General features: G+C 51.5%; 23 protein-coding genes and 2 pseudogenes. 16 read left to right on the top strand and 9 right to left on the bottom strand.

Features of this window, described 5'->3' with window-relative positions; genetic code table 11:
• Window positions 1-23 precede the first annotated feature (23 nt).
• From LIX15_RS27880 to LIX15_RS27870, 3 genes are all read left to right on the top strand, one after another.
• Window positions 24-428: a nuclear transport factor 2 family protein gene (locus LIX15_RS27880; RefSeq protein ID WP_227778483.1), complete on the top strand. Its 405-nt coding sequence runs from the start codon at window positions 24-26 to the stop codon at window positions 426-428.
• Between the two features lie 387 nt (window positions 429-815).
• Window positions 816-2,132, top strand: a complete 1,317-nt coding sequence (locus LIX15_RS27875; protein WP_227778482.1) for a RimK family alpha-L-glutamate ligase — start codon at window positions 816-818, stop codon at window positions 2,130-2,132.
• Window positions 2,133-2,883: 751 nt separating this feature from the next.
• Entirely contained in the window at window positions 2,884-3,864 is a 981-nt protein-coding gene (locus LIX15_RS27870) for a succinylglutamate desuccinylase/aspartoacylase family protein (RefSeq protein ID WP_227778481.1), read from the top strand.
• Between the two features lie 28 nt (window positions 3,865-3,892).
• Here LIX15_RS27870 and LIX15_RS27865 read toward each other — a convergent pair whose 3' ends face one another.
• From LIX15_RS27865 to LIX15_RS27850, 4 genes are all read right to left on the bottom strand, one after another.
• Window positions 3,893-4,123 carry a DUF7576 family protein gene (locus LIX15_RS27865; RefSeq protein WP_227778480.1) on the bottom strand — a complete coding sequence of 77 codons (231 nt, stop codon included), beginning with the start codon at window positions 4,121-4,123 and terminating at the stop codon, window positions 3,893-3,895.
• A gap of 153 nt (window positions 4,124-4,276) precedes the next feature.
• Window positions 4,277-5,305 carry a glutamate--cysteine ligase family protein gene (locus LIX15_RS27860; RefSeq protein WP_486327119.1) on the bottom strand — a complete coding sequence of 343 codons (1,029 nt, stop codon included), beginning with the start codon at window positions 5,303-5,305 and terminating at the stop codon, window positions 4,277-4,279.
• A gap of 325 nt (window positions 5,306-5,630) precedes the next feature.
• On the bottom strand, window positions 5,631-6,947 hold the full coding sequence (locus tag LIX15_RS27855; RefSeq protein ID WP_227778478.1) for a sulfatase-like hydrolase/transferase: 1,317 nt from the start codon (window positions 6,945-6,947) through the stop codon (window positions 5,631-5,633).
• Window positions 6,948-8,055: 1,108 nt separating this feature from the next.
• Entirely contained in the window at window positions 8,056-8,424 is a 369-nt protein-coding gene (locus tag LIX15_RS27850) for a hypothetical protein (protein ID WP_227778477.1), read from the bottom strand.
• A gap of 521 nt (window positions 8,425-8,945) precedes the next feature.
• Here LIX15_RS27850 and LIX15_RS27845 point away from each other — a divergent pair.
• The gene (locus LIX15_RS27845; protein ID WP_227778476.1) at window positions 8,946-9,641 is read left to right on the top strand and encodes a HoxN/HupN/NixA family nickel/cobalt transporter; all 696 of its coding nucleotides are present in this window, start codon (window positions 8,946-8,948) and stop codon (window positions 9,639-9,641) included.
• A 65-nt stretch (window positions 9,642-9,706) separates the two neighbouring features.
• On the opposite strand, the gene LIX15_RS27840 is transcribed toward LIX15_RS27845, so the two are convergent.
• Window positions 9,707-10,201: an FxLYD domain-containing protein gene (locus tag LIX15_RS27840; protein ID WP_227778475.1), complete on the bottom strand. Its 495-nt coding sequence runs from the start codon at window positions 10,199-10,201 to the stop codon at window positions 9,707-9,709.
• Window positions 10,202-10,365: 164 nt separating this feature from the next.
• Between LIX15_RS27840 and LIX15_RS33490 the strand changes: the two genes are divergently transcribed.
• The 12 genes and pseudogenes from LIX15_RS33490 to LIX15_RS27785 all read left to right on the top strand — a co-directional run bounded on the left by LIX15_RS33490 (window position 10,366) and on the right by LIX15_RS27785 (window position 22,120).
• Complete coding sequence (locus LIX15_RS33490; protein ID WP_497007445.1) at window positions 10,366-11,097, top strand: DUF7972 family membrane protein; 732 nt, start codon at window positions 10,366-10,368, stop codon at window positions 11,095-11,097.
• The gene (locus LIX15_RS34065) at window positions 11,094-11,453 is read left to right on the top strand and encodes a DUF7972 family membrane protein (protein WP_486327121.1); all 360 of its coding nucleotides are present in this window, start codon (window positions 11,094-11,096) and stop codon (window positions 11,451-11,453) included. The genes LIX15_RS33490 and LIX15_RS34065 overlap by 4 nt, the downstream gene beginning before the upstream one ends.
• Window positions 11,454-11,757: 304 nt before the next feature.
• Complete coding sequence (locus LIX15_RS33485) at window positions 11,758-12,423, top strand: UbiA family prenyltransferase (protein ID WP_227778526.1); 666 nt, start codon at window positions 11,758-11,760, stop codon at window positions 12,421-12,423.
• A 212-nt stretch (window positions 12,424-12,635) separates the two neighbouring features.
• Window positions 12,636-14,807, top strand: coding sequence for a catalase/peroxidase HPI (gene katG / locus LIX15_RS27825; protein WP_227778474.1), 2,172 nt, complete (start codon window positions 12,636-12,638; stop codon window positions 14,805-14,807).
• Window positions 14,808-15,241: 434 nt separating this feature from the next.
• Entirely contained in the window at window positions 15,242-15,694 is a 453-nt protein-coding gene (locus LIX15_RS27820) for a winged helix-turn-helix domain-containing protein (RefSeq protein WP_227778473.1), read from the top strand.
• Entirely contained in the window at window positions 15,691-15,969 is a 279-nt protein-coding gene (locus tag LIX15_RS27815; RefSeq protein ID WP_227778472.1) for a DUF7521 family protein, read from the top strand. The genes LIX15_RS27820 and LIX15_RS27815 overlap by 4 nt, the downstream gene beginning before the upstream one ends.
• Before the next feature lie 271 nt (window positions 15,970-16,240).
• A complete protein-coding gene (locus tag LIX15_RS27810; protein WP_227778471.1) occupies window positions 16,241-18,826 on the top strand; it encodes an efflux RND transporter permease subunit in 2,586 nt (861 codons plus the stop codon).
• 273 nt (window positions 18,827-19,099) lie between these two features.
• A complete protein-coding gene (locus LIX15_RS27805) occupies window positions 19,100-19,282 on the top strand; it encodes a DUF7556 family protein (protein ID WP_227778470.1) in 183 nt (60 codons plus the stop codon).
• Window positions 19,283-19,387: 105 nt separating this feature from the next.
• Window positions 19,388-19,679: pseudogene (locus LIX15_RS27800) on the top strand (IS5/IS1182 family transposase); the annotation flags it as partial.
• Between the two features lie 292 nt (window positions 19,680-19,971).
• Window positions 19,972-20,643: an ABC transporter ATP-binding protein gene (locus LIX15_RS27795; RefSeq protein WP_227778469.1), complete on the top strand. Its 672-nt coding sequence runs from the start codon at window positions 19,972-19,974 to the stop codon at window positions 20,641-20,643.
• Window positions 20,643-21,458, top strand: a complete 816-nt coding sequence (locus LIX15_RS27790; RefSeq protein ID WP_227778468.1) for an ABC transporter permease — start codon at window positions 20,643-20,645, stop codon at window positions 21,456-21,458. The genes LIX15_RS27795 and LIX15_RS27790 overlap by 1 nt, the downstream gene beginning before the upstream one ends.
• Window positions 21,459-21,715: 257 nt before the next feature.
• Window positions 21,716-22,120, top strand: coding sequence for a CBS domain-containing protein (locus LIX15_RS27785; protein WP_227778467.1), 405 nt, complete (start codon window positions 21,716-21,718; stop codon window positions 22,118-22,120).
• 89 nt (window positions 22,121-22,209) lie between these two features.
• Here LIX15_RS27785 and LIX15_RS33865 read toward each other — a convergent pair.
• The 4 genes and pseudogenes from LIX15_RS33865 to LIX15_RS27770 all read right to left on the bottom strand — a co-directional run.
• Window positions 22,210-22,355 (bottom strand): annotated as a pseudogene (locus LIX15_RS33865) (RNA-guided endonuclease TnpB family protein); the annotation flags it as partial.
• A gap of 297 nt (window positions 22,356-22,652) precedes the next feature.
• Complete coding sequence (locus LIX15_RS27780; protein WP_227778466.1) at window positions 22,653-23,240, bottom strand: class I SAM-dependent methyltransferase; 588 nt, start codon at window positions 23,238-23,240, stop codon at window positions 22,653-22,655.
• 390 nt (window positions 23,241-23,630) lie between these two features.
• The gene (locus LIX15_RS27775) at window positions 23,631-24,353 is read right to left on the bottom strand and encodes a helix-turn-helix domain-containing protein (protein ID WP_227778465.1); all 723 of its coding nucleotides are present in this window, start codon (window positions 24,351-24,353) and stop codon (window positions 23,631-23,633) included.
• Between the two features lie 575 nt (window positions 24,354-24,928).
• Window positions 24,929-25,102, bottom strand: coding sequence for a hypothetical protein (locus tag LIX15_RS27770; protein WP_227778464.1), 174 nt, complete (start codon window positions 25,100-25,102; stop codon window positions 24,929-24,931).
• Between the last annotated feature and the right edge of the window lie 96 nt (window positions 25,103-25,198).

The following is a 25,198-nucleotide window of genomic DNA, read 5'->3' as shown; positions in this document are numbered from 1 at the left end:
GTCAGGTACTGTGGGGAGTAAGTATGGCAGCTACAGCAACCGACAACGTTGAACTTGTCCGGGGAATTTACGACGCGTTCAATCAGGGCGATCTCGACACTGTTCTGGCCAGCATGGCCGACGATGTGACGTGGGTCGAACCCGAGGGGGACCCCCTCTTCGGCGGCACCTACCAGACACCCGACGATGTGCGAACGCACGTATTCATCCCGGCACTCGAGGAATACGACGACTTCACGGTCACTCCGAACCGTTTTATCGACGGCAGTGACACCGTCGTCGTGGAAGGTGTATTCACGGGCACATCCAAAGCGGGGACACCGTTCGAACTCCCGTTCGCCCACGTGTGTGACGTGCAGGATGGGAAGCTCACGCGGTTCACTAACTACGAGGACACCGCTCTCTCCCAACAGACGCGGGAGGCGTAGCCTCTTGCGTGTCTAGCACACCCATTCGTCGGAGATCCACCAGAGAACCATCCGTGGACTCAATTTTTCCCGCTCCACCACTATCCTCATGCAACTCCTTAAGCCGCCCATGTGCAGTTGGCCGCTTAATCCTAAGTGTATCCACCACCCGGCGAACGGTCATCGCCGGAAATGCCGACTCACATACAGCTCCAAGAGTATCGTCGTCGCTCGTTTCATCGGTGTTGTGATCTAGTAATGCGATGGATTCTGTCCGTAAAAATGTTCCTTAGTAAACAACTCATCATTTCACCCGAATATTTCCCTTTATTTGTATTATGTTATTTAGAATTTGTACGGATAGTGATACCGGTACAGTTTCTCGGTAAGAGAACATAGAAGGACGAAATGACGAGCACCAATTCTGAATTGACGGTCGGGGTATTAAGTCTGCACAACAGTAAGGAGACGAAAGCGATTCTCAACGCAGTTGATATGCTCGGGTTTGGGACGGAGTGGCTTCGCCGGGAAAACACGATAGCTCGCGTTCAGGGGGACGAGTTTGTTCTTGAACCAGACATTGATGTTGTCGTCAATCGTCTACTTGTCTCGAATACCGATCAACCCACCGAGGCACTTGGACTCGCCTGCATCTATGATGGATGTCGACCAGTTCTCAATCCGCCGTGTGCCGTGCTACGAGCAGTACATAAGTTCGCGACTGCATCCGCACTTCATGCTGAAGAGATTCCAATTCCGAATGCAATCCTCGGACTTGACCCAACTCACCTCAATACTGCACGTTCCGAGTTTGCAAACCATGCTGTCTACAAGTCGGCAATTGGAACGCATGGTGGTGGAACGTGGCTTATCGATACGTCGAATCCAGTCCAACCAAAGGTCGGCAATCGACAAGCATTTTTACAAGAGTTCATCAAAACATCGGGTAACCGCCATTTCGATTATCGCGTGTATGTTGTGGGCGAAAACGTCCTGGGGGCGATGAAACGAACCGCGTCAGAAGGTGAGTTTCGAACTAACGTTGCACAAGGCGGTGCAGTAGAGGACGCAACGGACGATCTCCCACCGAACGTCCGGGAGATGGCATGTGATGCGATGAATGCTGTGGGTCTTGATTACGCAGGAGTTGATATCGTTGGTAGCCCTAACGGTTGGTACGTGCTCGAAGTCAACCCGACGGCAGGTTTTCGAGGATTCTTTCGGTCCACTGGTCTCAATCCCGCTCCATACATCGCCAAACTAGCAATTGAGCGCGTCGGTGGTGAAGTTGATGACGATCGAGTGACGTCTCTTGCAGCACAACTCGATGATTCTATGCCAGCGTGTACTCCTCAGCCAACCCAAAATATCCATCGTGAACCGCTTCTGATCGGATACACGGAACGAATTACAGTAAGTGGTGTCCACGGTTCAGAGACGGTCGTTGCTAAATCGGATACGGGCGCAACTCGGACAAGTATCGATCTCGGATTAGCCGCGAAACTTGGTGTTGGCCCACTCAAACAACGAACGCGGGTAAGATCTGGATTATCGAAAACGCCGACGACTCGACCACTCGTCGACATCGTTCTCGGAATCAAAGGCGACTGGTACACGGTGACGGCGAACCTCACCGACCGAAGCCACATGTCACATCCCGTACTTCTCGGACGGGATGTACTCCAGCACTATGCCGTTGACGTTACCCGGGCAAGTGAAGAGTAAGTGGCTTCCATCACAGATTTGTCAATAAATAATGTAGAATAGTGCATATGTGTGAGTTATCACCTTCTCCAAAAACATCGGGATTATGTGGTTTAATTGGCAGAGAGAAAGATCAGCTATGAACACTACGAAACGACAGATGGTGGTGGAGACTATATTTTCTGCCCGCATCGCAAAACCGCACACATGGTCGATATATGAACCAATTGTCGGTGTTGAACTTCGTTGAATTCGCAAACCATATCCTTATACCGGTTCCAACCCTCTTTTAGAGTGTGAGGTGGTAACGTATAACAAGAAACAACTATCAATTAACCTCTAAAAAACATGGTTTCCTCAGAGGAAAGAAACCAGTAAAACGAGGGATTTGTCATTACTACTATGTGCTCATTTCCCTCTTTTCCTTTCCTTTATTCATCCGATGAAGAGCATCATTTGGACGTAAAGGTATATTAGGGGAGATTCGTCCACAATTGTCGTAGTCATGAATTCTTTGTCGACACCATGATAATCATGTCACGGCAGTCACCGTCAAGCTATAGAATGGACGGAGTCATTACTCGATAACACGTATGACCATCCAGTATCGTGCAAATTCATAAACATTAATTCGCGTTTAAGGCACGAATTTAGTGAGATCATATGTCGGAGGACTACGAGATAACGATTATAAAATACATTTAAATATCACTTTCACCCAGCAGGGTAGCCGGAAGAGAGTTCTCGCTTCCACGCGTGTAATGGTACGATTATGGATGAAAGTACACACACAGCCACAAATGAAACACTTGCGCGGTTGCCCTCTGGGACACAAATTAAAACGACCATTCACACCTATACTGGTTCCGAGAATGGACCAACGGTGTATATACAAGCCGCACAACACGGTCGGGAAGTAAACGGTGCAGAAGTCCTTCGTCGTCTTCACGATCAGATTATCGATGTGGATCTCGCTGGGCGAGTAATTGCTGTTCCGGTTGCAGACCCGATTACGTTTGACCATGTTTCGTATATTACTCCTGAACAATTGGATCCAGTCAATCCAAATATGAACCGTGTCTGGCCAGGCAAGGAGAATGGAAGTGTCCATGAACGGATGGCGGCGCGCCTCTGGAAACATGCTCGGCAAGCGGACGTAATCATCGACTTGCACACAGGGAGTCCAAACATGCTTCCTCATGTCGTTGCCCTTGATGGGCATGCTGACTCAATTGAGCTTGGACGCGTCTTTGGAACAGGGCTTTTACTCACCGAACAGGCACACACAGCGGCAAGCGAAGAGTGGCATCGACGAAGCTTCGGCGGGAAGCTTCGCGTCGCTGCTGTTGAAGAAGGTATCCCAAGCATCACACCGGAATTGGCGTACAGTAAGCAAATCATCGAAGATGCCGTCGAAATCGGCCTCACTGGCATTCTAAACGTATTACGACATCTCGATATTCTTGATGAACCACCGGTCGATACCGGGCCGCAGACGCTTGCACGAAACCATCTCGGGCGAATTGTCGCCTCAGAATCCGGTCTCTTTCGCTCGACTCCAGATATTACCGTCGGATCGTCCGTTGAAAATGGTACATTTCTCGGAACGTTGTACGATCCAACCACGTATGAGCCACTTCAAACGGTTCGTGCAGATCGAAATGGGCTCTTATATGTACTGACGCAAGAAGCAACGATCATAATGGGTGAAACGTTGGCAAACATCGCAGAGCCGTACGATTCGCAAGATTAGCCTTGTGAATTCCGCAACTCTTTCTTAATCAATAAGCAACACTATCGGAATCATACCCGTTTTCACGCTTCCACTGACCACGGCAATCACCTGAACAAAAATGATATGAAATCATGATCTCTTCATCTAATTCGTTTGTCTTTTTTTGAATGATCACGGGATGTGACTCGGTAAGATCCAGAATAGTCGAACAAGAAACACAGCCGACAAATCGAGACTCTACGTCAGCACTCTCTATCGAAGTTTGTTTTTCAATCATACTGTTGCTTTGCGAGCATTTTGTATGGTAGTTTCGGCCCTTCTCGCACATTTACGTGCTCATTTGCACCGAGGTGTTACTCTATGTGGCATTAATCACTTACTGTCGTTTTATTTTTCATGTTTCACACCTTTTTGTGAAATAATATTACACTCAGTAAAGGAGGGTTTCAACATCTTCCCGTAATCGGTTAGCGTATTCTAACCGAATCTTTCGTGCATCAGCTACCGAAAGCCGATATTCTCCGGCGATTTCTTCGGCCAATGGTTCGTACTGATTAATATCAAATCGCATGGCGGCGAGGTATTGACAGACTCGTTCGGAAAGCCCGTCGTTCATCGCAGTTGCAGTGATTGCGCGAAGTTCTCCAAACGGCGGAATTCCAATCTCCTCCAGACGAATCCCTGGAGTACCGATATTCACCGATTTTTCCTCCGTTAATGACATCAACATCGAAATATCGCTCACGAATTGGAGGATCTGACTCGGAAGTGCAACATCGGGTGCCCGCCACTCAACCGTTGGCGTTTCTTCCCGTAATCGAACAGGGGTGAGAACAACGTCTTCCTGTTGAATGAAGTGCGTAAATTCGACTTCTGGAATATCGAGCTGTTCAGCCTGTAGTTTCAGCGTTTCATACATCTGGGCGAGACGCTCATCCCACTCCTCGGTCGTCTTTGCATATGGCCAGAGATCCCGATACCGAGTCAACAGTTCGGTCGAATGGGTACGGTACGAGAGTGCACGGGCATCCATTCCCATTAACACACCATCGTAATACGGTGAAGAACTAACGAGTGCGATCGCTGGATCCAGTGCTGTCAAGAGGTTGAGTTGGTCAACAACGCTTCCTTTATCGAAGTGGATATGCGTCCCTGCACAATTTTTTGCGTATTTGATCTCGTCACCGTATATTCGCTGCAGCAGTTTTCCTCGATCGCTAGTGATCGGGAACTGGTGTTCAGTTAGTGGGGTGGCGAGCGGAACGAGATGTTTGTCAAGGTCGGATGCTCGTGCTAATACGGTTTCGAGGATCGTAATGAGATTTTGGCGCAATTCCGTCAGCCCGTCCGCCGGTGGGAGTTGGATCTCGATCATTGGGTCGATAAGCTCAGGGACGACCGCCTCATGGATATCAAGGAGCTCATCTGCACCGACTAGCGCTCCCGAATCATCAACCACCCAATATTCCAATTCGAGACCTAGTTTCATTGCTTATTCTAAGAAGAGCGATCCTCTTAGAATCAGTGGCTAAATAGACAAAAGGACAGAATTCGATCCAAATGACAGACAGAGATCTTCGTATTGCTATGGTAGGTCTCACCGCTATTCAAAGAGACCATCTCTCTGGGAACCGCTCGAAGTCGTCGGTTTTTCCTTGGTGCGGAGAGTCGCCGGTTAAGTTATCAGTTATCCCTAGACAATTATGCCGTTGCTATAGATTCATACGGGGAAACAGGTCGTCTCTATTCCTGACCACCTTAGCTCGGTCGGAAATCTAATTCTCTCACGCATATCCTAAATCCTTGAGTTGTTGTTTTACCGCATCAGCTATCTCGACGGTATCATTTGTAGCTTCTCGAACATCCAACGTTTGTCGGCACTCCTCGAGTGATTTTTGCGGGTCAGAAACAGCCGGGGAGCCGCTTTCTTCCCAGCCATCTCGTGTCTCATAGCCATAATACGTACGAGGAAGCGCAATACCAATGAGTGGCGTATCATACGTCTCGATAAGTGAACTGGAATAGCCAGCCTTCTGCATCATTCGAATTCGCGCGGATCGAAGACCTTCATACTCAACTAATCGTGGTTGATCCGTAATTTCACTTAGTAAATGCTGTCCTCGGGACGGAGCATCGACGTCAGCAAGTTCGAGAATCGTTCGATGGACGTCAAGAATGCTCGTTGTCTTGGTACACATTCCTTTGCAGTCAGAACCTGAGATTACAACCGGAATATGAGCAAGTTCTGGATACACTCCATGTAAATGCCGCCAGCCGCCATGCTCACCGAATAATTCGCCGTGATCACCCATCGTGATCACATAATCAAAGTCCTGCTTTAACTCGGCAAAGATCCGCTGATATTGATCTGCAAGGTAATGAACTGCTTCGTCATACGCTTTACGAATATGTTCTTTGTCGGGCTCGTTATCCGTGAGCGTAGCGGCTACTTCGTCATAGGACGAAGCCTCAGTAGTTCCATTTGGTGGTGTATATGGAGCATGAGCTTCCATGAGGTTTGCAAACAAGAATTCGTTATCTCCAAACTCGGTTTTCTGAGTCATTTCAAGGAATTTCGCTGCACCATCGTCAGTTCGTTTGCCTACTAGATCGTGAGATCGATTTCTCATGCCTCGCTTGATTGAGGCTCGGATTCGATATTGACCAGCGAATGCTCGTCGTAGAACATCCGTATATCGCTCCAATCCGGTGGAACTCTGATTGGTTTCGAGAATTTCTTTCCACCCCTTGAGATTTTTACTGTTGACGTTAATTCGCCACGTACCCTCGAACGTGTCAAAACCTCTATCGAACCCGAAAACAGGCGATACTATTAGATTTGCACTAAACGCCCGTGTCGTGTATCCGGCTTGCTGAAGACATTCTGCTAGTGCTAGCTCTGGACAATCGAACCCTTCTGATTTTGCGTGGACGCCGATTTCGCTCGCATATTTTCCTGTGAAGAGAGATGCATGCGCGGGCATCGTCCATTTCGCGGTTGACCACGCATTGTCAAACCGCTTCCCAGGAAGCCAATCAAATTCTGCATCAAAAGCGTCCTTTCGGAGGGTGTCTAATACAATGAGGGCGATATTGGTCATCACCGTAATAGAGGCCTAGAGTACTGCTAACGCTTCTACTTGCATATGAAAGCGATAATTCGATTCCGGATATGATTTTTTATCATTTATCACTTTCGTAATTCACAGATCACCCAGATTGCGAAATCGCCCCTTCGATACCGTGGAAAGTAAGGATAAGGGGGAATCTGTTTCCAACTCCACTTCGGTTGCGAGTCCTCCACCCATTAGATAGCGAGTTTCATCAGGATCTTTACAACGTCGTACAGTTCTCAATTCCCATTGGATGTGTAGATGAACTCATACTTAGGTGAGCGGAGAGCACGAAGTGAGCGATCGTACGAGAAATTTGCGCTAGAAGTGATCCAAACCGCAGTTCGAATTCTTCAATTGATAACTAGGGTGCGCACATCAACGAATGCCAGCTTGAGGGACGATAGCAACCCCGGCAATAGGGTATCTTCGTTTTCCATCTTCCCTTGAAAACGTGATTCGAGCCAATACTTATGGAAAAATAGGATGACAACTATAGGTATGAAACCGAGTACTCAGAGGAGTCAGAGGAGAAAATCTCTCCGGAAATGCAGTATCTGTTATCAGAAGACCAATTATTATTTCATCTCCGGAAACGATGTTTTTTGTTATGATTGCTTCTCGGATTTGATTGGATTGTGTTAATATCGTATTTTTCCAATGCATATTAACGCCCTCTGCTCGAGCTGGTAATCCATCGCACCGCATTCTCCAATGGCCTCCTCCCGCGACTTTAGGTGCGGAAGGAGGTCAATGCGGATATTGATGAGTTTGAGCGATATGATTTGGGGAAACAAATTGAAGATCCCGTAAATGAACAGGGGATCAACCGGTTACTCGATAGCTGTTTGAGTGTCCAGTAGAAGGGGTAGGAAGCGAGATGCCAGTCCAGGTAGTCATCAGGAAGTGTTGAACGAACTGTCGAGAGAATAACGAAACCAGCAGGCACAATAACCGAAACGTATCGCCGACGACTTCGCGCTCGCAATGCAATATACTCTTCTCCACCATGCGTCACTCGGCTTGCGAGGAGGAAGAAATCACTACGACATATCGTATTCACCTTTAGCTATCACGCTACTATTCGTATCTCTTCTTAGTCTTGTTTACCCTCAAAACTACCTTGATTCGATTCTTGATGGGTTTCATCGATATCGCTGGTCTTATTTGAAGTTTCTAGCGCATTGAGCGCCCCCGGAAGCCGCTTCTCGATCGCCGTTAGCAGGAGTCGATAGAGAAGATACGCGAAACTAGCAAAAACCAGCACTTCAAGGAGATATAACTCAATTATCTCTACTACCGAGAGTTCTGCAAGGACAATACCTTGTGCAAGTGAGAGAAAACCGACCATAATAACGAGTAATATGACCGGAATAAAGAGCACTAAAAGACCGATAATAACTAACGTGCTCCGTGAGATGAGATTTGAGATTTTGGTTGCTATCTCGTCATTCGATTTCGACATCTGGTTCACCTCCCCTCTTGTGACGAATCAAAACACAGATGCACCGTCGAGTCTCGTAAATCTCCCTTTCGGTTCCGAACCTGACTGGGGTTAACATTATTGAACCGTACCTGACAACTCGTGTGAATAGCTTTCTGATTTCCTCCGTCACCCGACCGAGAGACCTGTGACACGGCACATCCCTTCTAACCAAGACCCTAAGGAATATCGCCTTACTACCCAATTCGACGGGTGAAGAGGATGGCTGCCACTAAGACGAGATGGTCTCAAGGGTGATCCACCCCCGGAGACTAAGTGACGAGTAGCATGATTCAACAAGGACCGTGAGACAGCGGAGGACAGCCAGCAACGGCAAGGAGTTTCGAGAGCCCTCCTCTACCGGGGCAGGGCAAAGAAACCGGCTGAGCGTCGATAGTGAGGTACCAGTGGCCCCACTAAGGTGGATGCCTGCTGTCTTCACGAAGCGGCTGGTATTGAACGGACTCAGAAGGTACTTTCACCTTGCGTATAACAGAACACCCATGGTTGGAATTTCATTACTCGTCGAAGGAATCGGTACGGGATTTCTGATTGGAGGTGCCTTTGGAGCCAGACACGCTTTCGAAGCCGACCACGTTGCTGCTGTGGCCACGCTTATCGAAGGTGAACGACGCCCGGCAACCACGGGTGCAACCTGGGGAATTGGTCATTCCTTGCCAATCGTCTTCCTAGGTGCGATCTTCCTTACGTTGGATTTGCAGATCCCGAGCGGTGTTGCAACGGCATTCGAACTCCTCGTCGCCGTTATTCTTGTCATTCTTGGCCTTCGAGTTCTTGCTGGGCGCAAGGCGCTTGGAATTACGATTCTAAGACACATGCATGGTGGCAAAGATAACCCGGATAGTGGCCACACCCATATGACAATAGGTAACGCACAGATGGGATTTCTTCACTCACATGGGAACGGAGGGTCACTGGCCGTTGGAATCGTACACGGACTCGCTGGAAGTGGTGGCGTTGTTGTTGCCCTTGCAGCAGCATCCCCTACAGTTGCTGGTGGTGTCGCTTTCCTGGTTGGCTTCTCGATTGCAAGTGTGATTGCGATGGGGGCCGCCTCTTGGACATGGGGGCAAGCAATCGGTCAGACGCGGAAGCTAAGAATCCTGGCTGGTATAGCTAGCATTACAGTTGGATTGCTGTTGTTCGTGGAAATCATTGGGTTTATACCTACAGCCTAACCGGGATAGTTCTTGGCTTCGCTTGCTGGATATAGCCAACCCACAGCGCAGATTGCGAGTAGAGATTACCCAGGGATACCGAACAGAGCGATGTCGTAGCTTGCGATCTTGTTAACCGACGTGAGAAGGACAACCTCAAACTGCCATGCCGTTTCGGCACTAAGATCGCTCGTACTATCGAGATAGAGTTCAAGCTGAGCGCCCGTATCATCGTAGACACGGACACGTACCTCGGCGTAAGCGAGAAGATCCCCACCCGTATTGCGAACAGTACCCTGCACCGTTGGTCCCTTGTAGCTGTCTTTGACAACAAACTCATGAGAGTTGAGTGTGAGCGAGTTAATCGAACTCGCATTCTCATCCGGACTTTGTTGCGCGATCGCTTCTGCTGCGACCAACTCGTTTGCCGTTCGCGGTTTGCCGGAAGCGTTGGTAACTTCAGCGCGAGTGTAGCGCGGATCGTCATCCGTGCTGGCACAGCCACCGAGAATAGCCGTCGTTCCGATACCGACTGAAGTTAGAAAGAACCGCCGGGAGAACTGTTGAGAGCAAACTCTCATCCGTGACTCGCCCCACTACCGTGTTCACTGTCAGTCATTGTACTCGAATGGATGGACAGCATGCATTCCAATATAGCTTTTCGACAGTAGATAGGTGCGTTTTTCTTAGATTTGCTCGGCACAATATGAGTATCAAAAATTAGTTGTACTTTAACTTATATCCTATGCATATGTTCTTTATGCTGTCGTCCCGTTTCTCGAATATGGGCTCTACCGGGAATGATAGAACAACAGAGTCAACCAGCACAGATCTCGCTCAACGACCGGTATCACGAAATCGAATTGTAGAATGGATATTGGTCGAGGGAAATCGACTGATCATCACGATCGGTGGCTCCACAATAGTTTTCGCGCTATTACTCATCTTCTCTCGTTTCGGCGTGATTGCATTTACGAATGAAGATTCGGTCACGCGAATGGCGAGTGGGATGATTGCTGGTACATTCTCACTTGTCACTCTCGTTGTTTCAGTTAATCAATTCATTCTCTCACAAGAATTCTCTCCTGCTGGCGATTTCCGAGACCGTCTCGAAGGCGTGCTACAATTCCGGAAAGATATCGAGGATGCAACGAGTGTACCGGCGGCCCCAACAGCTCCCTCCCGGCTTCTCACATTGCTTGCTACAGCTATCCACCACCGCGCCAATACCCTTGCCACCGCTTTGGACGACCATGATGACGATGGATCTCAAACTCGGGCAGTCCGGTTTGCTAATAGCGTTGCAGATAGCACAGAGCAAATCCACGAGTCGCTGGATCAGACCGAGGAAACCGCATTCTATACGCTCACCACAGCGATCAAGTACGATGACGTATGGCAACTCTATGCAGCAAAACATCTCCGTAACGACGTTCCCTCGCTCTCGGAAGAAACTATCCAAAATTCGATGATTTGATTGAACTACTTCAGTTATTCAACATTGCACAGGAGCATTTTAAGACGATATATCTGCAACGAGAGCTCACTCGATTCTCACAATTGACTATCTACTGCGGTATACCAGCGGTGCTTGCTGCAGTCCTCATCGCTGTTCTCTACGGTGACATCGGTGGTGCGACAATCACTGTCATGTGCCTCTCCTATGTAGCATCATTCCTTGCAACTCTCGTGTTTGTTCCACTCATCTTGCTCGCAGCGTATATTCTTCGGACGGCAACGCTTACTCGACGAACCGCTGCAACTGGGCCAATTCTCCCCCAGAGAGACCCCGATGATGGACCATTTGAAGTTTCGTTTAACGATGAAAAATGACATCGGCAGTGAGCCGGTCAAGGCTGCACAGTTCATCGATGATTGAGTAATCTCGCGTTCTTCTCCGAGCGAAAGTAAAATTTTGAATACCTCGTCTGGGAACTCGGTAGATACGGCGGCTAGTTGATCCTGTGACGCCGCGGCATTGATTTTGAGCTGTATATGAGGCATCGTACTAAAGCGTTACCGCTATACGTACAACTACTTACATGTCTACACAGATTCACTGAAAGCTCATCGCATCTAGAGAACCTAATTTAACGAGGAAATCAGACAATGATGAACCAGACGAACAAGCGACGAAATCGGCACGCAAACGAAACTGAAGATAATCAACAATTCCGACCGACCCATTCCACGCGGAGAAGCCGCTCCTCGGATGGTACTCGTCTTCAGTTTTGCCCTTTTCGCTATTGCTAGTGTACTCGCGTTTATGCTCCCGATGTTGGCGTCGGCCATTCCGGTCGTGAATCTCGTTGTACCCGGGATATACACGTCGTTCTTTGAGGAATTAACTGGAGTCGACAATGTCCTTGCCCCCTATCTTGGCGGGAGTACGTTCCTGTTTAGTGGTCCTGCGGTTGGTAAACTAAGTAATCCAGTAATCGTGCTATTCCCTTTAGCAACACTCTCAACGTTCGCACGGGAGTCATCAGGGGTATTGAGGATCTCGCGGGGAACCGCGAAGAAGAGAAAGCCTGAACACACTGCCTATCACGATCGGGAAACGACTAGCGCTCGCAATGGCCCAACGGTGTTTCTCGTTGCGGTGGTCGCAAGTCTCGGCCCATACGTGCACGGCACGTTTGGAGTGGCCTCTCTCGTTATCGGAGCACCCGCGATTATTGTAACGCTCTACGCAAGATATCCGAGCGATACCGACCCAACGGGGAGCCAATCGTTTCCAAAGAAGAGATGTACATCTCTGCGGCGTTCGTTTTCAGGCGTATCACGCTCTTGCTGTGAATGAATGTCGATAAAATAGCCGAAGTCAGACCGAATTCCCTGGAAGTATTGCTGACATCCTCCGAAAGCGGCGGCTTTCAGCGATTGTGCGATAGAGAGGGCACGAATTAATCGCCGATATAGATACCATTACTTATATAATTTTGGCGAGATACAGAGAAGACTCCAGCACCAAATTAGACAATCTTAACACACTAAAGCAGCAATTGTTCTATTATGAGTAGATCCGACCAAGATTGGTGGCCGAATCAGTTGAACTTGAAGATCCTTGATCAGAACGCTCGCCAGGTCGATCCGATGGGCGAGGAGTTCGACTACGCCGAGGAGTTCAAGACACTCGACCTCGACGCCGTAAAGGCGGACATCGAAGAGGTAATGACGACGTCGCAGGAGTGGTGGCCGGCTGACTACGGCCACTACGGGCCGCTCTTCATTCGAATGGCGTGGCACAGTGCCGGCACCTACCGCACCAGCGATGGCCGCGGCGGCGCGTCCGGCGGTACCCAACGGTTTGCGCCCCTCAACAGTTGGCCCGACAACGCGAACCTTGACAAGGCGCGCCGACTGCTTTGGCCGGTCAAGCAGAAGTACGGCCGCAAACTCTCGTGGGCCGACCTGCTGGTTCTGACCGGGAACGTCGCCCTGGAGTCGATGGGATTCGAAACGTTCGGCTTCGCCGGCGGGCGCGAGGACGCCTTCGAGCCCGACGAGGCCGTCGATTGGGGGCCCGAGGACGAGTGGGAGGCGTCCGAGCGCTTCGACGACGGGGAACTCGAGGAGCCGCTCGCCGCCACTGTGATGGGGCTCATCTACGTGAATCCGGAGGGACCGGACGGTGAACCGGATCCGATCGGGTCGGCGGAGAACATTCGAGAATCGTTCGGTCGGATGGCGATGAACGACGAGGAAACGGCCGCGCTCATCGCCGCCGGACACACGTTCGGGAAAGTCCACGGTGCTGACTCCGGCGACAACCTCGGTCCCGAGCCCGAAGCGGCCTCCATCGACGAGCAGGGCCTCGGCTGGACGAGCAGCCACGGCTCCGGCAAAGGTTCCGACACAATTACCAGTGGGATAGAGGGGCCGTGGACCTCCGCGCCGACCCAGTGGGACATGGGCTACCTCAACAACCTGCTCGACTACGAGTGGGAACCGGAGAAAGGTCCTGGCGGTGCGTGGCAGTGGGCGCCGACGGACGAGGAGCTTCGAGACACCGTCCCGGACGCTCACGTTTCGTCGGAGAAGCAAGATCCTATGATGCTGACGACGGACATCGCGCTGAAGCGGGATCCGGACTATCGGGAGATCATCGAGCGCTTCCAGGAGAACCCAAAGGAGTTCCAGGACGCCTTCGCGAAGGCGTGGTACAAGCTGATCCACCGAGACATGGGCCCGCCGATTCGGTTCCTCGGCCCGGAGGTTCCGGACGAAGATATGCTCTGGCAGGATCCCATCCCTGACGTTGACCACGAACTGATCGGGGACGAAGAGATCGCCGAGCTCAAGGAGACGATCCACGCTTCGGAACTATCCGTCTCCCAACTGGTCAAGACCGCCTGGGCGTCGGCATCGACGTACCGCGACAGCGACAAGCGCGGTGGAGCGAACGGGGCCCGCATCCGCCTCGAACCGCAGAAGAACTGGGAGGTGAACGAGCCGGAGCAGCTGGCGACTGTGCTGGACACCCTCGAAGAAATTCAGGAGGATTTCAACAGCTCGCAATTCGACGAGACGAGAGTCTCGCTCGCCGATCTGATCGTTCTGGGCGGTTGCGCCGCCGTCGAGAAGGCCGCGAGGGATGCCGGGTACGACGTGGACGTTCCGTTCGAACCGGGCCGTACCGACGCCTCGCAGGAGCAAACCGACGTCGAGTCCTTCGAAGTGCTCGAACCGAAAGCCGACGGATTTCGTAATTACCTCGGTGGCGAGCACGACCAATCGGTGGAGGAGTTGCTGGTTGACAAGGCTGACCTCCTCACGCTGACGGCTGGTGAGATGACGGTTCTGGTTGGCGGCATGCGCGCGCTGAACGCGAACTACCAGGGATCCGACCTCGGTGTCTTCACTGACCGGCCGGAGACGCTTTCCAACGATTTCTTCGTGAAACTGCTCGACATGGACTACGAGTGGGAAGCGTCCTCTGATTCCCAAGACATCATGGAGTGGGAAGCGGCCTCGGAAGCCCAAGACATTTACGAGTTGCGCGACCGTGAAACAGGCGACATCGAGTGGGCGGGTACCCGCGTGGATCTCATCTTCGGTTCGAACTCCCGGCTTCGGGCCATCGCGGAAGTCTACGGAACCGACGACGCAGAGGAGAAATTCGTACGTGACTTCGTGGATGTGTGGGGCAAAGTCATGAGCCTCGATCGCTTCGACCTCGAGTGAAGCGGGCGGCAGAGCAAAAACGGCAGTTCCTCGAACTGTCCGAGCGGTACTACCGTGATGACTAATTTTCGATGAGTCGCTTACCACGTTGCACTGCACGCGTGAAACTCGCTATCTGCAAGAACTGCGCACCTTCCGGCGAAATCGCTGACAATACGACCTCGTACGCTCAAATTGCGGTGTCAATATCCGAGTCGCTATGCTTTACAGAGTATTGACCCATTGATTGCTCTGTTTTGGCGCAGAGTTGGGTCTGCACACCGTGAGACGAGCCAACCGTCCAATCCTGTTCTCCGGAGTCATGTGTCGGGTTACTTGCTAGTCCAGCAATTTGGGAACACCCGGTAGCACTATATCACCGTGGTTATAAGACAACGGTAACTACCGGTTTACATGGCCGACGATTCGCGGATAACGACGTGCTACACTACAAAATGACTGATGAATATGTTGATCGAAATCGTCTTTCTCTAATTCCAACGCCTCACACAACGCAGACAGCCACTGATACGGTTCAGAAATCTGCTACGGATGAGAATGAGCCACCTGCTTCAGTGGTACTGCAGTCACTCGAAGACAATAAATGCAGAGCGATACTCGTGGCGTTACGCGAGCCGAAATCCGCGTCTGAACTCCAAAGTAAATGTAACCTGGCGAGTTCGACAGTATATCGAAAACTTGAACGACTTCGTGAGTCATCCCTCGTCAAGGAGTACACTGAAGTTCGTCGTGACGGGCCAAATGCGACACTTTATGAGCTAGATTTCACAAATATCTCAATCAGCATCGACAGAGACGACGAATTTACCGTCTCCGTTGATCGGCCAAAGGAGGACGCAAAAGATCGGATGGCAACGTTCTGGTCAGAAATGAAGGAAGAATCATGACGGAGAGTCTCATTATCTTCCTCGGAGTTGTCAAATTTGCAGCGCTTGTACTTGGTGGCGTCGTCTCCCTCTTAGCGTATCGTGCGTATCAACGAACGCAGATTGAGGGTCTCCAGTACTTCGCAATAGGTCTAATAGTCATTACGATCGGGACGTTTCTGGTCGGTGTGCTCCATCATCTTTTCAGTGTTCCTAGTGTCCAAGGAATGCTTTACGAAAGTCTCTTCGTCTGCACAGGATTTCTCATCATGATATATGGACTCTACGGACACTAGCCAGTGGACTGCATAGCCGGTTCGTGTTGCGACGGAGTGCACCGCTCACGAACGCTCTCTTTTCTGTCGATAAAAGGACCGTTTAGACGAATAGACATCCGGATCGCCCCTAACGAGCAAGGGACAAATTCGCGGTATTCCCACATCATGGGAGTCCTCCATCGTTCCTTATGAGTCACATACAGAGGCTGTAGTGATGAGCACCTCTACAACGTCGGTTCGTCGATTCGATTCCAGACTCACTCAAGATACCCGGAGGGAGTGATAACGTATGAAGCGAAATCTCCCGCAGCGGTACGCGAACACACTTATCGAACAGAGCAGACTCGTCATCGCTATGCTACTCGTGCTCACGGTGATCGTCGGTGCTGGCGCGGTGGTCGGCACTAGTCCGGACAGCGCGATTGGGCAGGCGAGCATCGACTCCGAGGAACAAACGACGCTCAACCAAATCGAGTCGACGTACGAAACTGACGATGCGATAGTCACACAGATCGTCGTCAGACAGGAAGGGGGCGACGTCCTCACTAAGGAGTCGTTGCTGCGGAGTCTCCGCCTCCAGCAGGCGATTCGTGAGAATGAGTCTATCGAATCGACACTCAAAGACGAGTCCGAGATGGTCGGGCTCGAAAACATCGTTGCGACCGCGGCCTACTTCCAAGATCAGGCGGCCGCAAACACCACACACGACTCTGCTCCGATGAGTCGGACCGAGCAATCACCGACCCTTGACCAACAAATCGCAGCACTCGAATCGCACTCATCCGGGGAAGTCGACACACTCCTCGCGCGAGCCCTCGATCCGAATGCAACTACGCCCGGTCGTGACCCGACTGCATTCTTACCGTCTGACTACCAACTTGGAAAGACGAACGCAGATGCGAGACTGACACTCGTCTTCCACTCCCCAGAAACTGGTGGCTCTAGTGAAACGCCACAGGAAACATACGACGCGCAGGTTACTATCGAAGCGCTCGTCGACGAGCGCTTCGACGACGCGTTCGTCTTCGGGCAGGGCATTGTTGATGAAGCGTCCTCGCAGGCTATCGGCGATAGCTTCCTCATTATCACCCCGGTCGCGCTCGTCCTCCTGCTCGTCGTCCTCAGTATCGCTTACCGCGACGTGGTCGACGTGCTCATCAGCATATTCGGAATCGGCGTGGTAATGGTCTGGCTTCAAGGAATCCAGGGCTGGCTTGGCATTCCATCCAGTTCGATTCTCATCGCCGTCCCGTTCCTACTTATCGGACTGAGTATCGACTACTCGCTCCACGTCGTCATGCGCTACCGCGAGGCCCGAACGGGTGATCTTGAAAGCGCTACCAAGTCTGGTGGCTCGCAAAATCCGACTGCTGCCATGCGATTGGCGATAGGGGGAGTTGTCGTCGCGCTAGCGGCTGCTGCGTTCACAACCGGAATCGGGTTCTTCTCAAACTATGTCAGTCCGCTTGGCTCGATTCAAGACTTTGCTCTCCTGAGCGCCGCTGGCATCATCGCGATGTTCGTCGTCTTCGCCACGCTGTTTCCGGCCACAAAACTCGAAGTCGAGCGACTTCTCGCCCGCATTGGTTGGGATCGGCGCAAGTCCGCCTTCGGAGTCGGATCAGGATCGATAAGCAACGTTCTTTCGCACACCGCAACCATTTCGTACCGAGCCCCAATCGCTATCTTCGTAGTGGGACTATTGGTGGCATCCGCAGGTGCCTATGGTGCGACTGGGTTGGATACGGAGTTCAATCAGGCGGACTTCCTTCCAGAAGACGCTCCCGCGTTAACAGAGTCGCTCCCGGAACCCTTTGCCCCAGCCGAGTACGACATACGCGAGAATTTCAAGTACCTGAGCGACAACTTCCGGCAGCGCGGGCAGGGGTCAGAGGCACAGATACTGATACGCGGGGATGTGACTGACCCATCTCTGCTCGACGCAACAAGCGATCGGTCGCTGAGCACAGCCCGCTCCGGGACGATCACCATGCAGGCTGACGGCACCGCCGCCGTCGAAGGACCGGCGACCGTCCTTCGCTCCGTTGCCGCCGAGAACCAGACCGTCGCCGACGCGATCGACGCACGGGACTCAGATGGTGACGGACTTCCTGACGAGGACGTCGCCGGAGTGTACGACCTCGCGTACGACGCCGCACCAGAGCGGGTGTCGTCCGTGCTGTATCGTTCCCATAACGGGTCGTACGTGTCTGCCAGGTTAATTATCGGTGTGCAACGTGATGCATCTGCCCAGTCGATTGCCGGTGACGTGCAACAGGTCGCGACCGATATTGAAGCAACTGCACCGGTTACCGCCGTCGCAACGGGGGAACCAATCATCACCGCCGTCGTCCAGAGCGCCCTATTTGAGACGCTCGTTCAGGGATTCGCTGTAACGCTAGGAGTTATCCTGGTGTTCCTGCTCGGACTGTACTGGTGGCGGTACCGCGCACCGGGGCTCGCAGTCGTGCTGCTCGTCCCCGTGCTCCTTGCACTCGCGTGGTTACTCGGTACAATGGCAATACTCGACATCTCGTTCAATAGCGAGACCGTCGTTATCACTAGTCTCGCCATCGGGCTCGGGGTCGATTACAGCATCCACCTCGGTGAACGATTCGTTGACGAGTATGCCGACCAGGAGTCGCTTGAGGCGTCGCTTGTGACTGCCGTCACGGGGACTGGTGGTGCTTTATTGGGGAGTGCGGCGACGACAGCAGCGGGCTTCGGTGTCCTCGCACTCGCGCTTTCCCCCCCGCTCCAGCGGTTCGGTATCGTAACCGGGTTGAGCATCGTCTTCGCATTCGTAAGCTGTGTCACGGTGTTGCCGAGTTTACTTGTCGTTCGGGAACGCCTGCTCGACCGACATAGCCGCTGAGATTCGATCTCGCAGATATTTCTCGAAATCACAGAGGGGGCATAGTCTGTTCTCAACTACACGCGGTGATAACTACTGACGTCCCCATCTCGTCACAATCTCCTCACGCTCGAAAATTATAATATATTATAAATAAATTTATTTATATTTCGGAGCAACATTCGGTGGGAATTGAGGACTTGTCTGAGTTCGCCTTTAGTAGCTGCATCAGTGAAGACAAGAAAATATGGTTGTCGGCGAGATAATAAATTAATAAAACAGTTCGACATTTCAATGATAGATACATCATATGACGAGTGGGATAAGAGCAAAGACACATCCAATATCGTCTTCGTAATTGACGCGGATCACGATAAAAAGCGTACCGATATTGCGATAATCGCAGATATCACGAAAGACGATGCGTGGATTATTGCTGACGCCGGGGATGCATTTCAGTTGGATATCTGGCGGTGAGCAACAGAACAAAAAATATAAGAATTAACGACTCTATCGAAATTCTCGGATATTTGTAGGATTGGCCAGTAGTTTGACCGAATGTAGGCCATCCCGAAATCGTGATTGAACCAATTCGTTGAGCAAGCTTTCCACTTGGCATGGCGAGCCGTGATTCGATACTCCCGGAAGTTCATGGAACGACCTACACGCTCCACCAACACATCGTCTTTTTCTGTCTCAAAGTGCGGAAACTTATCGGATGCTTCCTGACGAACTTATCGAAATGTCTCGTATCCGGAACACGATCAACCTCTCCGAACTCCCATCTTCCTCAATGGTGTGCAAAGCGTTTAACCCGCTCGATATGACGGGGTGGTGCGTTCTCTCAACCTCTCGGCCACGCATCACGCCGAGTGTATGTGTGAGACGAGTAACCAAATAATCACAACGAATGAGAGGGGACGCGTGCTAAATACACCCCTTCTATAACCGCAACAACTGAACAAACTGATAAATTGGATCGAAAGCGCTGCTTCCGAATGCAGAGAAGGTATAAGAAATCAGTGCCACCATTCAATACTCAAAATAATCAGGAAGGACGTATCGTTCGATCCCGACGCCGTTCTTAAGTAATTGACGAGCAGAGTCAGTCTCACCGAACCACCGAGACAGGAATCAAATACCGATCGAACATTAGTATGAACCAGATGAGCATAAAATTCGAGGCACAATCCCTCTCACGAGTCATAGACGGGCATCGAATCGTCGATTCCGTCTCTTTTCGCGTTCACGAACGCGAGGTTCTCGCAATTTTGGGGCCGTCTGGGGCGGGGAAATCGACGCTTCTCCGACTGCTCAACCGCCTCGATGAACCGAATGAGGGCACTGTCTATCTGGATGGAAGAGACTATCGAGAGCTGCCGCCACGGGAACTGCGACACCGTGTCGGGTATGTTCCTCAAACGCCTGCGCTCCGTGACGGCACTGTCTTCGACAACGTCACGATCGGCCCTCGACTTCGAGAGGAACCAGTGTCCGAGGACCGTGTTGAGGAGTTACTTGCCCGGATGGATCTTGCGGAGTACGGACGTCGAGACGTGGCGGAGCTGTCCGGCGGGGAAACACAACGAGTCGCTATCGCACGGACGCTGATTACTGACCCGGAAATTCTCCTCCTTGACGAGCCAACGTCAAGTCTCGATACAACCTCGGAGTCACGAGTTGAAACCCTACTCACGAAGTCCATCCATGAGTCGGGGTTGACAGCCATTCTCGTGACTCACGACACGACGCAAGCGCGTCGTCTCGCTGATCGCGTCGCACAACTCGAAGCGGGCCAACTCATATCTATCGGGTCTGTCTCGGAGGTAATCTCGTAATGTTGCTCGACCAATTTCGAGATCCCACTGTCGTAAAGGGACTCGCGCAGGTTGCTGTTGCGTCTCTGTTAGCAGTGGTCGTCCTCGGGCTATCCTACGTCCGGCATCTCGATCTCGAAACGGAATTGGGGCGAGCATTCGTCCGTGGATTCGTACAAGTGATCGCGATGGGTGCCGTTATCGGCGTTCTCTTTTCGGTGCGTCTCGCGTGGAGTGGACTTGTCCTCACTGCCATGATCGGGATTGCGGCCTGGATTTCGAAGGATCGAGGAGCAGGTGTGCCAGCGGTCTTCCGGGTCTCACTCGTCGGAATTGCATTCGGTGCGGGCATCGTCATCGTGACGATGATAGCAGCAGGGGCGATCGAGGCAACAGTACAGAACCTCATTCCGGTCGGGGGAATGATCATCGCGAATGCGATGAAAACGAATTCGCTTGCTCTCGATCGATTCAAGGGAGAGGTGGAGTCGAACCGAGCAGAAATCGAAGCCGTCCTCGCGCTAGGGGTACCACCCCGAAAGGTGATTTCGGACTACGTAACGACGAGCGTTCGCGCGTCACTCATTCCGATGGTGGATTCGCTGAAAAGCCTCGGTGTCGTGTACATCCCGGGAATGATGTCTGGGATGATCCTTGCGGGCGCGAACCCGATTTACGCCGCTGAATACCAATTCGTGATCATGGCGATGCTGTTCGCCGCTGGCGGCCTCACGAGTATGACGAGCGTCATGCTTGTCGGTCAGTATGCGTTTACAGACGCAGAGCAACTCAAACTGTTCGAAGAGCGCACAGCAGACGGCAGAAAGGCACCGTGAATCGTGTCCGTAGCGGTTGTAATTTTCGCAGGCAGATCTTCAAGACATCTCAACCCTCACTCAGAAAAGCCCCGCTTTGATACGGTGAGTACGGCATTCGCGTCTCTGATCGCTTCGAACTCCGTATCTACAAAAAAGAGTTCATTTGCCAGTGGCGGACGTTTCGCCGTGTCCCAAACGGTCATGCCGCACAGAACCCGACTAACTCAGCTCCAAACGGTGACAACGCTTATGGGTACTCCAAGGTGACATTATGTATGGAAGATGTTTTTGTTGGCCAGCTCATGTCTACCGCCCTTCATACCGTTTCGTCGGATACGCTCGTCGAAGAGGCGGCACAGAAAATGCTCGAAAACGATATCGGCTCGGTCGTCGTCATCGGGAGCGACAACCAGCTTGAGGGGATACTGACTACTACCGATTTCGTCAAAGTTGTCGCCGAACGGCAACCGAAGGACGAGACACCCGTCGAGACCTACATGACCACGGACGTGATTACAGCGACGGCGCAGGATTCGGTTCGCGATATCTCAGACGCCATGATAAAGCATGGCTTCCACCATATGCCGGTCGTGGACGAAACAGAGGGAGTCATTGGGATGGTCTCGACGACGGATCTCACAGCGTACCTCTCTCACATCCAGACACCGAGTCCGTCGTAAGCAAACTACATCCGTTTGAGAGCGATGTATGACATTCTTCCCGGCGTAATCGCCGGGCTTCCCGTATCGCAGGTAGGATATTTGCCAGGTTACGATACGACCTGTTCTCTCGTTCAAACATCCGTTCTTGTGGTCGAATAAGCGTGTCGATGGTTGTGCCACAGCCGTTACTCCAATCCCCGCCGTGAGGACTCGGAGTTATTTTCTGGCGCATATTATCTGTCCCATCACAATTCACCGCAACATCTTCTGCAAACACATAGTTGTTGTCAAAACATGACTGACGACGGCACGGTCAACGTTCCCTTCGAAGGACGAAGACAATGCCGAACCAGTAGTCTGCGACTGCAACGGCCTCAACGGCTTCCCATGCTGGCCGTGCGTGCAAACAGGACGAAAGGAACTGCCGAACTAACCTCTATTTCTTTTTCTCGTCAACGGATGCTGACGGAAGTGATTGAGCGAAACGCACTCGCTACCGGACTCTTCGTTTTGACAAATTCCCATTGGAGCACGAGGGATAGACCACTCACTATGAATCCATATGCTTCTCCGCGATAGCACAGATACCTATCTCTTGTTTCTCAACTCGAATGTCATCAAACCCTACTCTTGTAAGGAGCGGTCGCAGTTCATCTTGAGATTGACCCGCAATCGGTGTAAATGCAACGGCAATTCGGCCACCAGGTTTCAACACACGTCGCATCTCTTTGAGACCGGCGGCAGCATCGGGCCACACTTGCATCGAGTTAATAGAGAAAATCGTATCGAACACTGCATCCTCGGAGGGAATCTCGTCAGCTGAACCATATCGCAGATCAACGTGACCTGTCTCAACGGCAGCTGCATTCCGTTTTCGTGCCATTTCAACCATCTCGTGTGAGTAATCAATACCAGCGACAAATCCGTCCGACGTTGCAGCTGACGCAACCTCTATGCCAAGACCCGGACCGAAGCCGACTTCCAAGATCCGGTCAGTCGGCTCAACAGCCAATTCCGAGAGAACCCACTCGGCCATCGCGCGCTTATCCTTTCCTGTCATTAACCGTCCGCCGAGGCGTCCAGCTATTCCGCGTGGTTCTCCGAACATGCGATGCAAGAGCATGCTCACCGGATTCATTCAGATGAGCCTGCTTTTGTCTGCGATTGGTTTGCTCGGACTCCCTGGCTTGACTTCTGATGGTTTATTCTATGAGCACCGAACTGGGCCCCGATACACCACACTACGGCCCCGAAAATAAGGAATAGAAGGGAACTGATCGTTGTCGCGTATAACGGTGCTGGACTCGCAAGGTAGACCCCGACGTACGTCCCGTAGACGAGGATGAGTGCAAGGATCGTCTTGACTGGAGTGAACTGCATGTCTGTCCGATTGTGGTCCGATTAAATAGGATCGCTGCCGGAGATATTCGGCACCTACTTACCTTCTCTAACGCCTGCGACACTTGGAAACCATTTATTTCATTAGCGCCAGAGTATGAGTTGCGACGATCGAATATCCTTGTGGAATTTACTGAACAATCCGCGAGAGCACTTTTGCCTCGATCTTCTGGAGGTGTTCCCCGACAGTTGCTCGACTGAGATCTATCTCTGCTGCGACGTCTTCGAGTGTCGACCCTCTTGGTACCTCGTAATAGCCTTCTCGGACGGCAACTGTCAGTATCTGATACTGTCGATCCGTGAGTGTCGCTCCAAGATCCCGAGCTCCAGGTCGGTACGTTCCTGTCTTCTCGAGATGGATATTAACAATCCCGGAGATCGCTTCAAGTGCCTCTCCGAGCGCTGGCTCCTCACCGATCAGTGTTGCCTTGACCGAGCCATCGGTTGTAAACTCCAACGGCATATCGAGAACAACCTCAAATAGATGCAGCGTCGAAACGATCGATCTAACAGGATCATCGAGTTCACAATGGATATACGCGAACCCTCCACCCTCTCCCTGGTCGACGAGACCGTAGTTCAATACGTCTGGTGCAGCATCAAGTACTGTCTCAATCTGGTCGAGATCTCCTTGGAAATGGTAGAGTAGAACGACAGTCTCGTCATCAACTAGATTAAAGTGATGTAGCTGTCTCCGCGTGACTGCGGATCTTCCCGGTGCTATATCATCGTCTGAGGACTCGTGCTCCTCATCCAGTTCCAATAGAACGGTCGCATATCTCGGGCCTTGTGTCTGGCCGCCTTTTTCACTTTCATCTACTTTCTGATCCTGTGAATTTGAGTGATACGTCATCGTATAACCACCTGATTTATTTGGAATCCGTGACCAATAGAACGGCTGTTCTTATTTAAATAGACCGAACAAATCTGGTAGGTATCCTTTGCACAATTTAATTGACCGACCACGTCTACCCTTCCGATGACCACCCTAGCCGGAACCACTGGCCACCCAACAACTCATCACCGCTCACAAGCTATCACACCCAATGGTGCAGTCGGCCGGCAGAAACAGTATCTACCCGGCGTGAAACATCCGTCATTCGAGTGAATTCCAACATCGTAAACAGTCACCAGCACCCATCCAGATAGTTCCAGTGACCCACTACCAATGACAGTCCCTCTGCTAATTCACGGAAGACAATTCACTGGTCTAAACCAGCCCACTTTACAACCCGTCGCAGCACGCTAGACAATCCTTTCAATCATCGCCGCATATGGCCATCACCTGCTGGTACAGGAATGACAGCCCCATGGACTTTAACATAACTAGCGTCTGTTATGCTGGTCAGTAACGAACAGTCCAGAGTTGCAGTAGAATGACTCAGGGTTAGCTACCCTCGCTCCTGGAGAATAATCTGGTAGTGTTGCTCATTGCCGGTTGCTCGTGCGTTCATTGAAATCCCAGTGTCGTACTCCTGTTGGCACCCCCACTCTGGCGCCCAGGTTCATGAACCCAGCATCACGCGGTTTGACCTCGATTTCGTCGTCGACATCGTAGAGGTAGCCGAACAACAGGAGGCGTTCGATGGTATCATCAGCCACTGGTTGGTTGAGGTCTTCTTCCTCGGCAAGGGTTCACTTCTGAATCGACGCGTACTGGCCATAGGAAGATTTGTTTGCCTGTATCAGTGGATGATT

The organism is Haladaptatus pallidirubidus, from assembly GCF_020700235.1.
Classification (GTDB): Archaea; Halobacteriota; Halobacteria; order Halobacteriales; family Haladaptataceae; genus Haladaptatus; species Haladaptatus pallidirubidus.
This window is presented reverse-complemented; position numbering and strand designations above follow the sequence as displayed.

Excerpts from the sequence above, each read along its gene's own strand:
- LIX15_RS27865 (WP_227778480.1), bottom strand. The coding sequence starts at position 4,123 with ATGATTGAAAAACAAACTTCGATAGAGAGTGCTGACGTAGAGTCTCGA.
- LIX15_RS27840 (WP_227778475.1), bottom strand. The coding sequence starts at position 10,201 with ATGAGAGTTTGCTCTCAACAGTTCTCCCGGCGGTTCTTTCTAACTTCA.
- LIX15_RS27875 (WP_227778482.1), top strand. The coding sequence starts at position 816 with ATGACGAGCACCAATTCTGAATTGACGGTCGGGGTATTAAGTCTGCAC.
- LIX15_RS27790 (WP_227778468.1), top strand. The coding sequence starts at position 20,643 with ATGTTGCTCGACCAATTTCGAGATCCCACTGTCGTAAAGGGACTCGCG.
- LIX15_RS27850 (WP_227778477.1), bottom strand. The coding sequence starts at position 8,424 with ATGTCGAAATCGAATGACGAGATAGCAACCAAAATCTCAAATCTCATC.
- LIX15_RS27810 (WP_227778471.1), top strand. The coding sequence starts at position 16,241 with ATGAAGCGAAATCTCCCGCAGCGGTACGCGAACACACTTATCGAACAG.
- LIX15_RS27855 (WP_227778478.1), bottom strand. The coding sequence starts at position 6,947 with ATGACCAATATCGCCCTCATTGTATTAGACACCCTCCGAAAGGACGCT.
- LIX15_RS27775 (WP_227778465.1), bottom strand. The coding sequence starts at position 24,353 with ATGACGTATCACTCAAATTCACAGGATCAGAAAGTAGATGAAAGTGAA.
- LIX15_RS33490 (WP_497007445.1), top strand. The coding sequence starts at position 10,366 with ATGCATATGTTCTTTATGCTGTCGTCCCGTTTCTCGAATATGGGCTCT.
- LIX15_RS27780 (WP_227778466.1), bottom strand. The coding sequence starts at position 23,240 with ATGAATCCGGTGAGCATGCTCTTGCATCGCATGTTCGGAGAACCACGC.
- LIX15_RS27880 (WP_227778483.1), top strand. The coding sequence starts at position 24 with ATGGCAGCTACAGCAACCGACAACGTTGAACTTGTCCGGGGAATTTAC.
- katG (WP_227778474.1), top strand. The coding sequence starts at position 12,636 with ATGAGTAGATCCGACCAAGATTGGTGGCCGAATCAGTTGAACTTGAAG.
- LIX15_RS27870 (WP_227778481.1), top strand. The coding sequence starts at position 2,884 with ATGGATGAAAGTACACACACAGCCACAAATGAAACACTTGCGCGGTTG.
- LIX15_RS27845 (WP_227778476.1), top strand. The coding sequence starts at position 8,946 with ATGGTTGGAATTTCATTACTCGTCGAAGGAATCGGTACGGGATTTCTG.
- LIX15_RS27795 (WP_227778469.1), top strand. The coding sequence starts at position 19,972 with ATGAGCATAAAATTCGAGGCACAATCCCTCTCACGAGTCATAGACGGG.
- LIX15_RS27785 (WP_227778467.1), top strand. The coding sequence starts at position 21,716 with ATGGAAGATGTTTTTGTTGGCCAGCTCATGTCTACCGCCCTTCATACC.
- LIX15_RS27805 (WP_227778470.1), top strand. The coding sequence starts at position 19,100 with ATGATAGATACATCATATGACGAGTGGGATAAGAGCAAAGACACATCC.
- LIX15_RS27815 (WP_227778472.1), top strand. The coding sequence starts at position 15,691 with ATGACGGAGAGTCTCATTATCTTCCTCGGAGTTGTCAAATTTGCAGCG.
- LIX15_RS27820 (WP_227778473.1), top strand. The coding sequence starts at position 15,242 with ATGACTGATGAATATGTTGATCGAAATCGTCTTTCTCTAATTCCAACG.